15 protein-coding genes and 1 pseudogene are annotated in these 15,794 nt (G+C 67.6%); 9 read left to right on the top strand and 7 right to left on the bottom strand.

The features are described from left to right. Positions 1–10: 10 nt before the first annotated feature. From ACXMDP_RS00665 to egtB, 3 genes are read right to left on the bottom strand one after another with little or no spacing between them, the layout of a single operon-like run. Positions 11–235, bottom strand: a complete 225-nt coding sequence (locus ACXMDP_RS00665) for a hercynine metabolism small protein (RefSeq protein ID WP_094513910.1) — start codon at positions 233–235, stop codon at positions 11–13. Continuing rightward, on the bottom strand, positions 232–1,257 hold the full coding sequence (egtD, locus tag ACXMDP_RS00660) for an L-histidine N(alpha)-methyltransferase (protein WP_259729729.1): 1,026 nt from the start codon (positions 1,255–1,257) through the stop codon (positions 232–234). The genes ACXMDP_RS00665 and egtD overlap by 4 nt, the downstream gene beginning before the upstream one ends. Next, the gene (gene egtB, locus ACXMDP_RS00655; protein ID WP_259729728.1) at positions 1,254–2,570 is read right to left on the bottom strand and encodes an ergothioneine biosynthesis protein EgtB; all 1,317 of its coding nucleotides are present in this window, start codon (positions 2,568–2,570) and stop codon (positions 1,254–1,256) included. The genes egtD and egtB overlap by 4 nt, the downstream gene beginning before the upstream one ends. Before the next feature lie 136 nt (positions 2,571–2,706). On the opposite strand from egtB, the gene ACXMDP_RS00650 reads away from it, so the two are divergent. From ACXMDP_RS00650 to ACXMDP_RS00610, 9 genes and pseudogenes are all read left to right on the top strand, one after another. Beyond that, positions 2,707–3,744, top strand: a complete 1,038-nt coding sequence (locus tag ACXMDP_RS00650; protein ID WP_259729727.1) for a cysteine synthase A — start codon at positions 2,707–2,709, stop codon at positions 3,742–3,744. Continuing rightward, the gene (locus tag ACXMDP_RS00645; protein WP_259729726.1) at positions 3,737–5,845 is read left to right on the top strand and encodes a serine/threonine protein kinase; all 2,109 of its coding nucleotides are present in this window, start codon (positions 3,737–3,739) and stop codon (positions 5,843–5,845) included. Before ACXMDP_RS00650 ends, ACXMDP_RS00645 begins: the two co-directional genes overlap by 8 nt. Beyond that, positions 5,842–6,552 carry a 7-cyano-7-deazaguanine synthase QueC gene (queC, locus tag ACXMDP_RS00640; RefSeq protein ID WP_259729725.1) on the top strand — a complete coding sequence of 237 codons (711 nt, stop codon included), beginning with the start codon at positions 5,842–5,844 and terminating at the stop codon, positions 6,550–6,552. Before ACXMDP_RS00645 ends, queC begins: the two co-directional genes overlap by 4 nt. Next, the gene (locus tag ACXMDP_RS00635) at positions 6,549–7,940 is read left to right on the top strand and encodes an anthranilate synthase component I family protein (RefSeq protein ID WP_259729724.1); all 1,392 of its coding nucleotides are present in this window, start codon (positions 6,549–6,551) and stop codon (positions 7,938–7,940) included. Before queC ends, ACXMDP_RS00635 begins: the two co-directional genes overlap by 4 nt. Then, complete coding sequence (locus ACXMDP_RS00630) at positions 7,940–8,809, top strand: aminotransferase class IV (protein WP_259729723.1); 870 nt, start codon at positions 7,940–7,942, stop codon at positions 8,807–8,809. Before ACXMDP_RS00635 ends, ACXMDP_RS00630 begins: the two co-directional genes overlap by 1 nt. Positions 8,810–8,929: 120 nt before the next feature. Beyond that, a complete protein-coding gene (locus ACXMDP_RS00625) occupies positions 8,930–9,394 on the top strand; it encodes a hypothetical protein (RefSeq protein WP_259729740.1) in 465 nt (154 codons plus the stop codon). A gap of 158 nt (positions 9,395–9,552) precedes the next feature. Further along, the gene (gene fmdA / locus ACXMDP_RS00620; protein WP_094513897.1) at positions 9,553–10,758 is read left to right on the top strand and encodes a formamidase; all 1,206 of its coding nucleotides are present in this window, start codon (positions 9,553–9,555) and stop codon (positions 10,756–10,758) included. A gap of 207 nt (positions 10,759–10,965) precedes the next feature. After that, positions 10,966–11,052 (top strand): annotated as a pseudogene (locus ACXMDP_RS00615) (FmdB family zinc ribbon protein); the annotation flags it as partial. A gap of 45 nt (positions 11,053–11,097) precedes the next feature. Further along, positions 11,098–11,238, top strand: coding sequence for a hypothetical protein (locus ACXMDP_RS00610; protein ID WP_457767239.1), 141 nt, complete (start codon positions 11,098–11,100; stop codon positions 11,236–11,238). Between the two features lie 344 nt (positions 11,239–11,582). On the opposite strand, the gene urtE is transcribed toward ACXMDP_RS00610, so the two are convergent. From urtE to ACXMDP_RS00590, 4 genes are all read right to left on the bottom strand, one after another. Beyond that, complete coding sequence (gene urtE / locus ACXMDP_RS00605; protein WP_259729721.1) at positions 11,583–12,299, bottom strand: urea ABC transporter ATP-binding subunit UrtE; 717 nt, start codon at positions 12,297–12,299, stop codon at positions 11,583–11,585. A 40-nt stretch (positions 12,300–12,339) separates the two neighbouring features. Beyond that, positions 12,340–13,086: an urea ABC transporter ATP-binding protein UrtD gene (gene urtD / locus ACXMDP_RS00600; protein WP_259729720.1), complete on the bottom strand. Its 747-nt coding sequence runs from the start codon at positions 13,084–13,086 to the stop codon at positions 12,340–12,342. 199 nt (positions 13,087–13,285) lie between these two features. Further along, a complete protein-coding gene (urtC, locus tag ACXMDP_RS00595) occupies positions 13,286–14,425 on the bottom strand; it encodes an urea ABC transporter permease subunit UrtC (protein WP_259729719.1) in 1,140 nt (379 codons plus the stop codon). 60 nt (positions 14,426–14,485) lie between these two features. After that, positions 14,486–15,643 (bottom strand): ABC transporter permease subunit, encoded by a 1,158-nt coding sequence (locus ACXMDP_RS00590; protein ID WP_259729718.1) that lies wholly within the window; start codon positions 15,641–15,643, stop codon positions 14,486–14,488. Positions 15,644–15,794 lie beyond the last annotated feature (151 nt).

Raw genomic sequence — 15,794 nt, 5'->3', positions numbered from 1 at the left:
GACCCACCCTTCATTCCGGTGCCCGCGTGATCAGCGGCGCCTCGATCTCTTCCTGCAACGGAGTGATCGCGCCATCGCGGGAGCGCAGCAGCAGCTGGGTGAGGCGGGCGATCGCCCCTTCGCCCAGGTCTTCGCTGCCGATGCGATCGAAGGCCTGGCGGTAGAGCTCCTCGAGCTCGGCGATCAACTGCTCGCGCGTGGTGCGCATCGCCTTGCGTTGGTCTTCCCGGCTCATCGGCTGGCCTCGACTGGTTCAAGTCTGCCTGGCGCCTGCGGGGCGAGCAGGTGCAGGCTGAAGCTCTCGCCGGGATCGGCCCAGCGCGCCAGGGCCCGCCAGCCGGCCGCCGCCGCCAGGGCCGTGAAGGCCGCGGGGTCGTACTTGTGGCTGTGCTCGGTGATCAGCGCCTCGCCGGCGGCGAACGGCCAGCGCCGGCCCGCCACGTCCACCACCTGGTGGCAGGTGCTCACCAGCGCCATCTCGATGCGGCTCTGCTGCGGCTGCCAGTGGGCGCGGTAGCGGAAGCGCTCCGGCACGAAGTTGCCCCCCAGCTCCCGGTTGAGCCGCACCAGCAGGTTGCGGGCAAAGGCGGCCGACCAGCCCGCGGCATCGTCGTAGGCGGCCTCCAGCTGGGCCGCGGCGCGGGGTTGGTCGATGCCGATCAACAGACGACCCTCGGGCCCCAGCAGCCGGGCGAACTGACGCAGCAGGGCCACCGCTTCGCTGGGGGCGAAGTTGCCGAGCGAGCTGCCCGGGTAGAAGCCCAGCAGCCGCTGGCCATCGAGCAGGGGGTGGGCCGGCAGGGTGAGCAGCTGGCTGTAATCGCAGCAGATGCCGAGCACGGGAATGGCCGGATGGCGGGCCTGCAGTGCCCGGCAGGCACCGGCGAGGTGCTCGGAGCTGATGTCGAGCGCCACATAGGCCGGTGGTGCCAGGGCCTCCAGCAGCGGCGACACCTTGCGGGCGCTGCCGGCGCCGAATTCCACCGGCACGCCGGCGCCGAGCGCCGCCGCCATGGCCGGCGCCTCCCGCTCCAGCAGGGCGGTTTCGGTGGCGGTGAGTGCGTATTCCGGCTGCTCGCAGATGCGGTCGAACAGGCGCGAGCCCTCGGCGTCGTAGAGGAACCAGGCGGGCAGCTGGCGGGGGCTGCGCGACAGGCCCTCCACCACCAGCCGCCGCATGTCGGCGGCGACGGGATGGAGGTCGAGCAGGTCGACGGCGGCCGGCCCGCGCTGGAGGGCAGCGGAGGGGGCGCTCATCGGCCGTCCCGGGCGAGGCGCAGGCCGCCGGCCAGCCAGCGGCTCGCGGGCGGAAAGAAGTTGCGGTAGGTGAGGCGGCCGTGGCCCGGCGGTGTGAGGAAACTGCTGCCGCGCAGGACCATCTGGGAACTCATGAATTTGCCGTTGTATTCGCCCACCGCTCCGGCGGCGGGCCGGAAGCCCGGATACGGACGGTAGGGGCTGGACGTCCACTGCCACAGCACCCCCTGCAGGGCTTCCAGCTCGCCGCTGCCGCCCGCCTGGGGTGGCGTGGCGGCGGCCACTTCCCACTCCGCTTCGCTCGGCAGGCGGGCCTCGGCCCAGCGGGCATAGGCGTCGGCTTCGAACCAGCTGAGGTGCCGCACGGGCGCGGCCGGATGCAGGGGGCGCCGCCCCGCCAGCGTGAACTCCCACGACCAGCCCTCCGGGGCGCCGCTGCCGCGCCAGTAGCGGGGCGCCTGCCAGCCGCGCTGCTGACAGACCTGCCAGCCCTCGCTCATCCACAGCTCCGGCCGCCGGTAGCCGCCTGCGGCGATGAAGGCGGCGTACTCCCCGTTCGACACCAGCCGGGGGGCCAGCGCGAAGGGTTCGAGCCACTGGCGGTGACGGGGGCTTTCGTTGTCGAAATGGAAGGCGCCGGACGGGCCCTCGGGGCCGGCGCCAGCCTCGGCGTGACCGATCTCCACCAGCCCTCCCGGCCAGTGCAGCCAGGCGGACGCGGGCGGGTTGGGGGTGCTGGCGGGGGCGGCGTCGGCGGCGGCCACCAGCGTTTCGTAGGTGGCTTCGGCACCCCGGCCCGAGGGCTCCACCGCCGGCTCCAGCGGGTTGCGGCTGAAGCCGTCGAGCAGATCCATCAGCAACAGCTCCTGGTGCTGCTGCTCGTGCTGCAGACCCAGCTCCAGCAGCTCCCACAGCGGCGCCGCCGCCGTGGCGGGCCCGGCGCTCAGCCGCTCCACCAGGGCCTCCAGCCCCGCATCGACCCGCCGCCGCCAGGCGAGCACCGCCGCCAGGGGTGGCCGGCTCAGCAGTCCCCGCTGCGGCCGGGGGTGGCGCGCCCCGATCGCGTCGTAATAGGAATTGAACAGGAAGCTCCAGCGGCTCTCCGCCGGCTCATGACCCGGCAGGTGGGGCGTGAGCAGGAAGGTGTCGAAGAACCAGGTGGTGTGCCCCAGGTGCCACTTGGGCGGGCTGGCGTCCGCCATGCCCTGCAGGCACAGATCTTCCGGCTCCAGCTCAGCGATCAGCGCCTCGCTGTGGGCGCGCACGGCATGAAGCCGCCGCAGCAGGGCCTCGGTGGGGGCGGCGGAGGCCATGGCCAGAGGGCTGCTCGCCTGAGGCTAGAAGGAATCGGCCGTCAGGGCTGCCGCCCCTACGATCATCGCCAGAGCGATTTCTTCTCCCACAGGCGCGATGGGCAGCACCGCCGGTTCGATCAGCAGCGGCAGGGCCATGGCCGTCGCCCGGGCGGGAACCACCCAGGGCTTCGTCGGTGCGGTGGGCAACACCCCGCTGATCCGGCTGGGGCTGCTCAGCGAGCTCACCGGCTGCGAGATCCTCGGCAAGGCCGAGTTCATGAACCCCGGCGGATCGGTGAAAGACCGCGCTGCCCTGGGCATCCTGCTGGAGGCGGAAGCCAGCGGCGCCCTCGACCCGGGCGGCACCGTGGTGGAGGGCACCGCCGGCAACACCGGCATCGGCCTCACCCACCTCTGCAATGCCCGCGGCTACAAGGCTCTGATCGTCATCCCGGACACCCAGTCGGCCGAGAAGATCGGCCTGCTGCGCAGCCTCGGCGCCGAGGTGCGCACGGTGCCGGCGGTGCCGTACCGCGATCCCAACAACTACGTGAAGCTCTCGGGACGCATCGCCGCCGAAACGCCCGGTGCCGTCTGGGCCAATCAGTTCGACAACCTGGCCAACCGCCGCGCCCACTACGCCAGCACCGGTCCGGAGATCTGGGAGCAGACGGGCGGCCGCATCGACGCCTGGGTGTCGGCCACGGGCACCGGCGGCACCTATGCCGGCGTGGCCCTCTTCCTCAAGGAGCGCTCCTCCCAGGTGCGCTGCGTGCTGGCCGATCCCCACGGCAGTGCCCTCTACAGCTGGGCCACCGCCGGGGCGCTGCAGGCCGAGGGCACCTCCATCACCGAAGGGATCGGCAACAGCCGCGTCACCGCCAATCTGGAGGGCGCCCCGATCGATGACGCCGTGCGCATCGACGACCAGGCCGCGCTCGACACCATCTACCAGCTGCTCTGGCGCGAAGGTCTGTTCATGGGCGGCTCGGTGGGCATCAACGTGGCCGCGGCGGTAGAGACCGCCCGGCGCCTCGGTCCGGGCCACACGATCGTGACCGTGCTCTGCGACGGCGGCGACCGCTACCGCTCCCGCCTCTACGACGCCGACTGGCTGGCCGGCCGCGGCCTGCGCCAGCCCGAACGGGGCTTGCTGGATGGCATTACGCAGGACCGGCCCACCCATGGCTGACCAGCCCGGTGCGGCCGCCGGTGCGGTGATCGCCGATCGCTACCGCCTGGAGATGGAGGTGGCCAGCGGTCCTCAGGGGGTGCTGTGGCGCGCCAGTGATCTGCTGGCCGGCGAGGCGCCCGTGGCCCTGCGGCAGCTGGGGCCCGGCTTCGATCAGGCCGGGGCGCGGGCGGGCTGGAGCCGCCTGCAGGCCCTGCTCCACCCCCAGGTGCCCCGCTTCGGGGAAACGATCCAGCGGGACGGCCAGCTCTGGCTGGTGCGCGAGTGGCAGGACGGGCGCACCTACCAGGAGCTGCTGGAGGCGCGGCGGGGTCGCCAGCTGGTGTTCGGCCCCGGCGAGGTGCTGCTGCTGCTGCGCCAGCTGCTGCCGGTGCTGGCGGTGCTGCACGGCCAGGAGATCTGCCATGGCGATCTCACCCCCGCCAACCTGCTGCGCCGTGACCGCGACGGTCTGCCGGTACTGCTCGACATCGGGTGGACCGGCCCCGGCCAGGCCGCCGCCGGCGCCACCCCGGGCTATGCGCCGCCGGAGCAGGTGGCCGGCGCTCCGCTGCTGCCCTGGATGGACCTGCACGGCCTGGGGGTGGTGGCGTTGGTGCTGCTCAGCGGTGAGGATCCCGCCGCCCTGCTCGATCCGGTGAGCCTGGCCTGGCGCTGGCCCGACGGCCTCAGCCTCGACCCCCCGTTCCGCGCCGCCCTGGAGCGGCTGATCAGTGCCGATCCCACCGCCCGCTTTGCCAGCACGCCGCAGGCCCTCGTTGCCTTCCAGGCGCTGCCGATGCCGGAAAGCACGGGCCCTGTGGCCCGCGCCGATCGCACCCTGATGCTCGTGCCCCCCGCCGCCGTTTCGCCGGGACTGGCCGGCAGCGACGCTGCCGATCCTGCGCCTGCCGAGCAGGCCGCTGCCTCCACCACCAACTCTGCGGCCGCCCCCCTCACGGCCGCGCCGGCCACTGCGGCTGCAGCACCGGCTCCCGAGCCCCGGGTCGTGGAGCGGCGGCCACCGCCACCGCCCATGCCGCCGCTCAGCCGGCAGCAGCAGAAGGAGGAGGCGGTGGAAGGGCGGCTCTTGCCGGTGGTGGTGGCCCTGGTGGTGTCGGCTGTGGTGGGCATCACCGCGGGCTGGTGGCTGCTGGGCCGCAGTGATGCCCCCGCCAATCGCCCGGCTGAACAGCCCCGCGAGCTCACCGCCAGCCTCCCCCCCGGTGAGGTCGACCAGCGCCAGCAGTTGCTGAACCGCCTGCGGGCGCTGCAGATCAACCGCAGCTGGTTCCTGCGGTTGGTGGACGCCAACCTGCTGGCCCAGTTCCCCGAGCGTGGCGGCCGTCTGCCCAACGACTCGATCGAGGACGCCCCCCTGCGCAAGGTGTGGAACGCCCTGGCGGAGGAATGGCTGGCCCGGGTGGAGCAGCTGCCGCCGCCGCTCCGCCGCAGGTTGGGCTCTTTTTCCACCGCCGACTGGGAGGCCCGCCAGCGTCAGCTCGCCGCCCAGGGGGTGAGTCCGCCGGTGCTGCGCCAGCTGATTTCCGGCAATGCCCAGGCGTTGCTGCCCGGCCGCGCCGGCGCCGACATCCCCGCCGAGCCCTTCCGCCAGCTCTGGTATGCCGCCGGCGAGCAGACGCTGGAAACCCTGCAGATCGAACCGATCCAGGCCACAGCGGGCGAGGTGAAGGCCCTCTCCGCTTCGCTCGGCGCCGGTGGGGCGCGGTTGTTCCCGATCCGGCTGCCGGCGGGGTACCGGCTGGTGCTCGGTGTCAACGGCTCGCCGTTGATGCAGATGAGCGTCTACAACGCTGCCGGCAGCCTGCTGGAGCCGAAGGGCCCGCTGCGGGTGGTGACCCTGCCGCCGGTGCCGGGCACCGAAGTGCAGCTGCTGGTCACCAACGACGGTGTGGCCCCGGCGATGATCACCCTGTCGTTGCGCGCCGATGCGCCGCCGCCGGAGCCGCCCCAGCCGCCGCCCACCGACCCCGGCGACACCACGTCGCCGCCGCCCGCTGAGCCGGTGACGCCACCCGCCATCCCAACCCAGCCCCCTGTGGCGCCCTCCGCACCCACGGCGCCGCCGCCCGTGACGCCTGACACGCCTGCTTCGCCGTGAGTGCAGCCGCCCCACCCGTCGCGGTCGCCCTGCTCTCCGGCGGCCTCGATTCGGCCACCGCTGCGGCCCTGGCGATCGAAGCGGGCTACCACGTGATCGGCCTCTCGCTCGACTACGGCCAGCGTCACCGTCAGGAGCTGGCCGCGGCCGCCGCCCTGGCGACCGACCTGGCCCTGGCGGAGCACCACACCCTGGCGGTGAACCTGGCGGCCTGGGGCGGCTCAGCCCTCACCGATGCCGCCATGGCGCTGCCGGTGGCCGGTGTGGAGGAGGGGGTGATCCCCACAACCTACGTGCCGGGCCGCAACACCGTGTTCATCGCCCTCGGCCTGAGCCTGGCTGAAGCGCGCGGGGCCGAGCGGCTGGTGCTGGGGGTGAACGCCATCGACTACTCCGGCTATCCCGATTGCCGCCCCGATTACCTCGCCGCCTTCCAGCAGCTGGCTGATCTGGCCAGCAAGAGCGGCCGCGAGGGCCACGGCGCCCGGCTGTGGGCGCCCCTGGTGACCTGGAGCAAGACCCGGATCGTGCAGGAGGCGCTGCGTCTGGGCGTGCCGATCGCCCGCACCTGGAGTTGCTACGCCGGCGGCGCCCGGCCCTGCGGGCGCTGCGACAGCTGCCGCATCCGCGATGCCGCCCTGCGGGAGGCGGGCCGCCCGGACCTGGCCAGCGATGGAGGCGGCAGCTTGGGCGGGCCGTCGGCATGACGCCGGGTTCCGGGGCGCAGCCGCCGCTGCTGCGCCGCTCACTGCCGTGGCGCGACCCCTGGGAGGTGGCCCTTGCCCTGGCCGCTGCGGGCAGCGGCGATGGCCTCGCCTGGCTCGATGGCGATGGCAGTGCGCTGGGGCGTTGGGGCTTTCTGGGTGTGGCTCCGCTGGAGCAGGTGGTGTGCCGGGGGCTGCCGGGCGAGCCGGATGCCACCGATCCTTTTGCGGCCCTGGCGCGCCTGCGGGAACGGCCCGGCAGCTGGCTCGGCTGGCTCGCCTACGAGGCCGGGGCGTGGGTGGAGCCGGCCGCCCACTGGCGCTCGCCCGATACGGCCCTGCTCTGGGCAGGCCGCTACGACCCCGTGCTGCGCTTCGATCTGCAGGAGCGTCGTCTGGAGCTGGAAGGGGTGGATCCCGCCCGGCTGACGGCGATGGCGGAGCGGCTCGCGGCCCTGGTGCCGGCGGCCGACACGCCTGCTGGCTCAGCTGCTGACCCGGCTGAAGGCCCTGCGCCCGGCAGCGGGCCCGGTGTGGCCGCAGAACACTGGCACTGGCACACCGATCCCGCCACCTTCGCCCGCCAGGTGACGGACCTGCGCAGCTGGATCGCTGCCGGGGATCTGTTCCAGGCCAACCTCACCGCCTGCTGTGAGGCCAGCCTGGCCGCACCCCCCGATCCGCTGGCCCTGTACGGCCGGCTGCGCCGCTCCTGCCCGGCGCCCTTCGCCGGCCTCCTGGTGGCTGGCGACGAGGCGGTGCTCTCGGCGTCCCCGGAACGCTTTCTGCGGGTGAGCGCCACCGGCTGGGTGGAAACCCGGCCGATCAAGGGCACCCGCCCGCGCCATGGCGATCCGGAAGCCGATGCCGCCGCCGCCGCCGAGCTGATCACCAGCCCCAAGGACCGTGCCGAGAACGTGATGATCGTGGACCTGCTCCGCAACGACCTCGGCCGGGTGTGCGTGCCGGGCTCGATCCAGGTGCCCCAGCTGGTGGGGCTGGAAAGCTACCCGCAGGTGCACCACCTCACCTCGGTGGTGGAGGGGCAGCTGCGCGCCGATTGCAGCGTGGTGGAGCTGCTGCGCGCCTCCTGGCCGGGCGGCTCGATCAGCGGCGCCCCCAAGGTGCGTGCCTGCCAGCGCCTGAGCGAACGGGAGCCCGTGCCCCGCGGCCCCTACTGCGGCGCTCTGTTCCGCTTCGGCGCCGATGGCAGCTTCGACAGCAACATCCTGATCCGCAGCCTGATGCTGCGGGGGCGGCGCCTGCGCGCCCATGCCGGCTGCGGCATCGTGGCCGACTCCGACCCGGCGGCGGAGGCCGAGGAGCTGCTCTGGAAGCTGGGCCCGCTGCTGGCGGCCGTCGCGCCAGGCCCCGCAGCTGGAGGGTGCTGATGCAGGCGATCGCCTGGATCGAGCCCATCGGCGCTCCGGGGGCGGCGGGGCTCTGGGGAGCACCGGCCGAGCTGGCCCTGCCCCTGGCGGATCGGGGCCTGCAACTGGCCGACGGTCTGTTCGAAACCCTGCTGGTGGAAGCGGGGCAGCCGCTGCTGCTGAGCGCGCACCTGCAGCGCTGGTCGCAGAGTGCCGCCCTGTTGGGCATGGAGCCACCCCCCGGCGATGAGCGGGTGCGCGCCCTGCTGGCGGAGGCGGTGTCCCGCAGCGGCATCCACACCGGCGCGCTGCGCCTGAACTGGAGCCGCGGCTCGCCGGCGGTGGAGGCTGGCGCTGGTGGGGCGACGGGGCCGCGGGGTGTGGAGCTGCCGGCACCCGGTGCCCCATCACTGCAGCCCCGCTTCTGGCTGCAGCTCACGGCCGCGGCGCCGCAGTTCGACCCCGTGCCGGTGATTGTCAGCCGCAGGGAGCGGCGCAACGCCTCCAGCCTGCTGAGCCGCTGCAAAACCTTCGCCTACGGGCCCGCCATCGAGGCGCGGCGTGAGGCCCGGGCCGCCGGCGCCGCCGATGCCCTGCTGGAGAGCACGGCCGGCGGCCTCTGCTGCGCCACCACGGCCAACCTGCTGGTGCGGCGTGACGGCCAGTGGTTCACGCCGCCCCTGGCCAGCGGCTGCCTGCCGGGGGTGATGCGGGGCCGCGCCCTGGCGCTGGGCCTGGTCCGCGAAGGTCCGTGTCCCCTGGGCCCAGGCAGTGCCGTGCTGCTGATCAACAGCCTCGGGTGCCGTCCGGCCTTGAGTGTGAACGGGTCCCCGCTGCCGCTGGAGCCGGAGCCGGAAGCGTTCTGGCGCCGGCTGCTGGCAGCTGGGTGACCTTCGCCGCCGCCGGCCACCGCCGCCATGGGCGGCGAGCCTATGTTCTGAGGCTTCACGGTGCAGAGCTGGGTGATGGGGTTGGCGTCCGCACGGGCCTGGAGCGCAGCGGCAGCGTTGGTGGTGGCAGCTTTGGGACTGAGCGCCTGCCGCACGACTCCCGGCGAAACACCCGCTCAGCAGGCCAAGGTTGGTGATCTGCTGGTGCGGGCGGGCACGGCCAATGTGACCCTGGCCAAGGCCTTCGTGCCAGGCCAGCCCAACGGCCTGTACAAAGGCGTGGTGCGCGTGCAGACGGAGGGTCAGCCCGACAGCAGCGCCAGGCTGTATCAGGTCAATGCGGTCTGCAGCATCGAGAACGAGCCCAACTGGCCGACGTATGACAACCTCTACGGCAATGAACTGAAAGATCTCGTCGACGCCGGAAAGTTCTCCACCGCTACGCGTTGGCAGATTCTTTATTATTTTGATGGTGGTGTTGACAGCACGGGCGTGCTCTCGCATCAAGCCTGGACCGACCGCCTCAAGGACAATCTCTGCCGCCGCGGCACCTTCAACGACAGCACGGCGCGGCCAGCGACATAACGGATCGGCTCTGCAGATCCTGCCGCCGCTGTGTGCTGTGCTGCTGCGGCATGCACGCCTGTGTTGCCGCAGCCAAGCTGGGTGGGTCTGGTAGCCGATGACACTTCCGCGAATCCACCTGTGGATTTCGATAGAGATGAAACCACGCCTCGTTTGCGATGCCAAAAACGCTGTTCAAGGTTGATCTCACCAAGCCGATGGATCAACAGGACATGCCGGGCCACAACCGCTGGCATCCCGATATCCCCGCCGTCGTTTCTGTCAACCCTGGTGAGGTCTTCCGGATCGAATGCAAGGACTGGACGGATGGCCAGATCAAGGACAATGACGACCCCCAGGATATCGCTGATGTGAACCTGGAAGTGGTGCACGTGCTCAGCGGCCCGATCTGGGTGAATGGAGCTCAACCTGGCGATATTCTTGTGGTTGACATCCTTGATGTGGGTGCGCTGCAGGGAGATGAGTGGGGCTTCACCGGGATTTTTGCCAAAGAGAATGGCGGCGGCTTCCTCACCGATCACTTCCCCAAGGCAGCCAAAGCGATCTGGGATTTCGAAGGCATCTACACCTCATCGCGCCATATCCCCGGTGTGCGTTTCGCCGGCATCACCCACCCCGGCCTGATCGGTTGTGCGCCCTCCCACGAGCTGCTGCGGGAATGGAACCGCCGCGAAACCGAGCTGGTGAACACGGCCCCGGATCGGCGCACCTATGGCGCCGGCCTCTCCGGCAGCGAGCCCGTGCTGGCGGCCCTGCCCAACCCCAACAGCGCCATCCTCGGCACGCTGCCCAGCGCCGATTTCGAGCGTGTGGCCAATGAAGCGGCCCGCACCGTGCCGCCCCGTGAGCACGGAGGCAACTGCGACATCAAGAACCTCACCAAGGGCACGCGCATCTACTTCCCCGTGTATGTGGAAGGCGCAAAGCTCTCGATGGGCGATATCCACTTCTCCCAGGGCGATGGGGAAATCTCCTTCTGTGGCGCGATTGAAATGTCGGGCTACCTGGATCTGCATGTGGAGATCATCAAAGGTGGCGTCGAAAAGTATGGGATGGTCAATCCCATGTTCAAGACCAGCCCGGTGGAGCCCCACTTCACCGACTATCTGGTGTTCGAAGGCATCTCCGTGGATGAATTCGAAGGCAAGCAGCACTACATGGACGTGCACATCGCCTACCGACGCGCCTGCCTGAACGCCATTGAGTATCTCAAGCGCTTTGGCTACACCGGTGAGCAGGCCTACCTGCTGCTGAGCTGTGCGCCCGTGGAGGGCCGGATCAGCGGCATCGTGGACATTCCCAATGCCTGCTGCACGCTGGCGATTCCCACCTCCATCTTCGACCAGGACATTCTTCCCTGCTGATGGCCCGCAAGGGGCCACCGCCGCCTTTGCCTCGGCAAGGTGGGCGTTCGGTGGCTCCACGCCATGGATCCCTCCCTCTCTGCTGGCCGCCGCCTCCCCTGTCGCTGTCGGCTCCAACTCCCATCAGCGCAGCAGGGTTGTGGCGGGAATCACTCGGTTCTTTGAAAACGACCCGCCAGCTGGTCCTCCCTGTTTCCCCTCTTCTCCATGCCTGTCTACGAATTCAGCTGCGCTTCAGGCTGCGACAACTACGAGGTGTGGCGCAGCATCGACGCCCGCCAGAATGATACGGACTGTCCGAGTTGTGGCAATCCCGGTAACAGAGTGTTCAGCCCGCCCATGACACTGTCCGGTGGCTTCCGCCTCAAGCAGGAAGCCAGTGAGCCCCGGCTGGTCCGCAAGGAAGTGCGCGAAGAAAGCGCCAAGCCCCGGCTCAGGGAAAGTGCGGCCCGCCCCTGGATGGTCACCCGCGGCTGCTGAGCCGCGGGCAGCAGTCAGGAGGCAGGAGTCACAGGAGTCAGCAGGCAGAAAGAGAAAGCCTGCAGCCCGTGCAGCTCGCACCATGGTCGTTCGTGGCCTCCAAATCTGGCGGCTGAGACCACCGCATGCAAGGAGCTGATAGGAAAGAAGCTGGCACGTAAACGGGTTGCACGTAAACGGCTGGCATCCAAACAGCTCCACGGGAGACTTGACACCTGTGATTACACAGTTGACCCCAAAGATGTGTCATCCATGCTGCATCGCGTTGCATTCGGATGGCCGTATCCAACAGGCCGGATGCAACAAACAACCTTTATGCAAGAGGGCGCTCCCTTGCAGTGCCCTCACACCGTGAGGAATTCCTGGACCACATCATCGGAGAGGCTCTCGGTGGGGCCACTTGAAACGATGCCGCCGCGTTGCATGGCGTAGTAGTAGTTGGATTGGCGCACGAAGTGAAGGTGCTGCTCCACCAGCAGCACGCTGATTCCGGTTTCCTTCATGATCCGTTTCACCGCCACTTCGATGTCGTGGATAATGGAGGGCTGAATGCCTTCGGTGGGTTCATCCAGCAGCAGCAATTTCGGCTTGCCCAGCAGAGCGCGAGCGATGGCCAGCTGTTGCTGTTGTCCGCCGCTGAGATCACCGCCTTTGCGGGACAAAAACTTCTCGAGAATTGGAAACAGATCGAACACGATCGGGTCGATGTGGCGGTTCTTCGCCATGCCACCCGGGAGCGCTTCCATTCCCAGCAGAAGGTTTTCCTTCACCGTCACCTGCGGAATGATGTCACGCCCCTGGGACACATAGCCGATGCCGGAGCGGGCCCGTTGGTAGGGGGGCTGATCGCTCAGGGCCTGGTCGTCGTACTGGACGCTGCCGGAGCGTTGTTTGAGCAGACCGATGATCGTTTTGAGGAACGTGGTTTTGCCCACGCCGTTGCGACCGATCAGGCACACCATCTGCCCTTTAGGGATGGAGAGATCCACATTGCGAAGAATGTGGCTTTCGCCGTAGTAAACGTTGAGGTTGGAGACGGAAAGGAGGTTCTCGGTTGTCATGTCAGCTGTGGGTTGGTGTCTGGCAAGTGGTGGAAACCGCTTATTCCTCGGCTGGGCCCAGGTAAACCTCAATCACGCGGGGATCTTTCTTCACATCCTCCAGCAGGCCCTGGGTGAGCAGTTGCCCCTGGTGCAGCACGGTGACGGGGGCATTGAGGTCCCGGATGAATTCCATGTCGTGTTCGATCACCACAACGGTGTGTTGGCCTGCCAGTGACTTGATCAATTCAGCGGTCCGCACCGTTTCTTCATCGGTGAGCCCGGCCACGGGCTCGTCGAGCAGCAGCACCTCCGGCGACTGGGCCACGAGAGAGGCAATCGCCAGCCATTGCTTCTGCCCGTGCGAGAGCGAACCCGCCTGGGTGGTGGCAAAGGGGGTGAGGCCCACATAGTTCATCAGGCGATGCACCTCATCCTTGGCCGCCTTCGGCAGCTTGTCGGAGAGAAGGCTGAGAGGGTTCTTGTTCGGTGAGGCGGCCAATTCCAGGTTGCGCAGCACCGTGAGGTTGTCGAACACCCGTGGCGTCTGGAACTTCCGGCCGATTCCCTGCCTTGAGATCTTCTGCTCGGAGAGCCCCACCAACGACTTTCCTTTGAACGTGACAGTGCCCTTGGTGGGGCGCACCTTGCCCGTGATCACGTCAAGGAAGGTGGTTTTCCCGGCGCCGTTGGGCCCAATGATCGACTTCAACTCACCTTTCTGCAGGGTGAGCGAAAGATCGGTAAGGGCGAAGAAGCCATCAAAGCTGACGCTGACGTCGTGAAGTTCAAGGAGTGGTTCAGACATGATCGCCAGGGTGTTTCAGGGGGTCTGTGGAAGGGGGGCTGAGCAGTGGGCTTGCCTGGTGGACGTGTGAGCTGAAGAGGCCGATGGGATGTGGATGGAGTGGATGGATCTGATGGAGCAGTGAAGGTGGTAGCGCAGGATCATTGACTTTCTGCCTTGATGTTGTCGGGCTTCCTCCGGCAAGCCAGCTGTCAAGGCCTCAGGCCGAAGAATCGGTGGGGGCGTGGCTCTTCATTTCCATGCCAGGGCCCTCCTGGTCGATCTGGGGATAGGTACGAGCTTTGGGAGCGATGCCGAAGGCGGCCAGCAAGGTGCGCAGTCCTCCTTTGGAGACCCAGCCGTAGATGCCATCCGGCATCAGCACCACCACGAAGATGAACAGAGCCCCCTGCACGAACAGCCAGAACTCGGGAAGCGCTTCGCTCACCAGGCTGCGTAGATAGTTCACCAGAACGGCGCCGATGATCGGGCCCACCAGGGTGCCGCGGCCCCCCACAGCCACCCAGATCACCATCTCAATCGAAAAGGAGATCGACATGTACTGGGGCGACACAATACCGCTCTGAACGGTGTAAAGAGCGCCTGAGATACCGCAGAGCGCGCCGGCAACGAGGAAGACGATCGTTTTGAAGGGAACGGGGTTGAAGCCGGCGAAACGGAAGCGTTGCTCATCATCTCGGATGGCAATCAAGGCATCGCCGAAGCGGCCGGAGGTGAAATAGCGGCAGATCAGAAAGGCGACAGGAATGAGAACAACCGTGAGTCGGTACAGCCAGATCTGCATCTCGCTGGAGCCCACCAGCATGCCGAACAGCTCGGTGGTGCTGGTTTTCAGGCCGTTGGTGCCATTGATCAGCTTCTGTTGGCCGTTGAAGAAGTGAAAGAAGACCATCAACGCCGCCTGGGTGATGATCGAGAAGTACACCCCCTTGATACGGTTTCTGAAGATCAGGTAGCCAACCAACCCTGCCACGACTGCGGGCAGCACCCAGATGGCGATCAGAGTGAAGGCGGGCGACCAGAATGGCTGCCAGAAGAAGGGCAGTTGTTCTACACCGTAGTTCTCAAAGAATTTGGGGATGCCGTTGCCGCCCGCTTCACTGGGGGTGTTGAGGGTGAGGTACATCGCTACCCCATAGCCACCCAGGGCGAAGAAGATGCCTTGCCCAAGGCTCAGGAGGCCCGTGTAGCCCCAGATCAGGTCGATCGCAAGAGCAGTGATCGCCAGGGAGAAATAGCGGCCAAACAGGTTGATACGGAAATCACTGAGGATGGCTGGCAGGATGAACAGCGCGATGGCCAGGAGAATCCAGGGAACGAGTCGCTTGAGAAGTTTCATGGCTGGGGCCTCAGTGGAGAGGAAGCAGATGGAAGGAGCTTGGTTGTTGGCAGCGGCGCATCAAGCATCTACCGATCTCCCCTTCTGAGGGAACATGCCGTTGGGGCGGAACTGCAGGAAGGCGATGATGAAGATGAACACAAGCACCAGCGACATGCTTGTGGTGGCGAAGAATTCCACCACCCCTTTGGCGGCCGGGGGCATATCCGGGAACACAATCAACAGCGATCCTGATCCCACCACCGACTGAATGATGCCGAGGATCAGAGAAGCGAGCACCGTGCCCAGCAGGTTGCCCACGCCTCCCAGCACGATCACCATGAAGCAGGACACGATGTAGGCCGCGCCCAGGTTCGGGCCCACGGATCCCAGCAAGGTGATGGCGCAGCCAGCCACTCCTGCCAGACCTGAACCGAGTCCGAAGGTGATGCTGTCCACGCTGTCGGTGGGAATGCCCAGGCAGTTGCTCATCTGCCGGTTCTGGGTGACAGCCCGGATCCGAAGGCCCCACACACTCTTGGTGAGGAACCACATCACGAACAGCAGCAGAACTGCCGACAACAGAATGATGAAAATCCTCAGGCCAGGCAGTTCAATTCCGTCGATCTCGCCCCAGCTGCCTTGCAGCCACTTGGGTGCTGTCACGTCAATGTTGCGGGGTCCGAACCAGGGGCTGGCGATGGCCCGCACGGAGGAGAAGGAATTCACCACCACCAGGCCGATCCCCACAGCCACGGCCCACACCACGCCGTTGAGATAGGGGAATGCAGGCCGATCACCGATCTTTTTGCCGAGAAACTTTCCACCGAAGAAGCCGATGACCACCGCCACCGCAATGCCGATCACCATGGAGGTGGAGATGCTGCGAATCAGCTGGATCAGGATCAGGCTGACCCCCCAGGTGGCCAGCAGGGTTTCCAGTGGTCTTCCATACAGCTTGCGGATCAGCGTTCGCTCCAGCACCACGCCGAAGATGGCGGTGATGAAGAAAGCGGCCACCAGGGCAACGGGGTAGTAGAGCTCGAACACCACACCGCCCATAGGCCGAAAGAGGTTCTGGACCACAAAGGTGATATAGGCACCCAGCATCATGAACTCACCATGAGCCAGGTTGATGACCCCCATGAGGCCAAAGACGATGGCGAGACCCGTGGCGGCGAGCAGCAGCACCGAGCCGATGCTCAAGCCATCAAGAATCTGCGAGAAGAAAAGTTCCACTGGGGGGCTGTTCCGTGCGAGTGGGATTAACCTTGGATCAACAGGAGCCTTGCGGCTGTATCAAGTGATATTGCGAACTGTTTTTGTCCGTGAAGCTTGGTCCGGGGCCTGTCTGCAGAGCGTTAGGGGCGCAGCGACAGATTGGCCTGAG

It is taken from the genome of Cyanobium sp. ULC065 (genome assembly GCF_977927515.1).
This window is presented reverse-complemented; position numbering and strand designations above follow the sequence as displayed.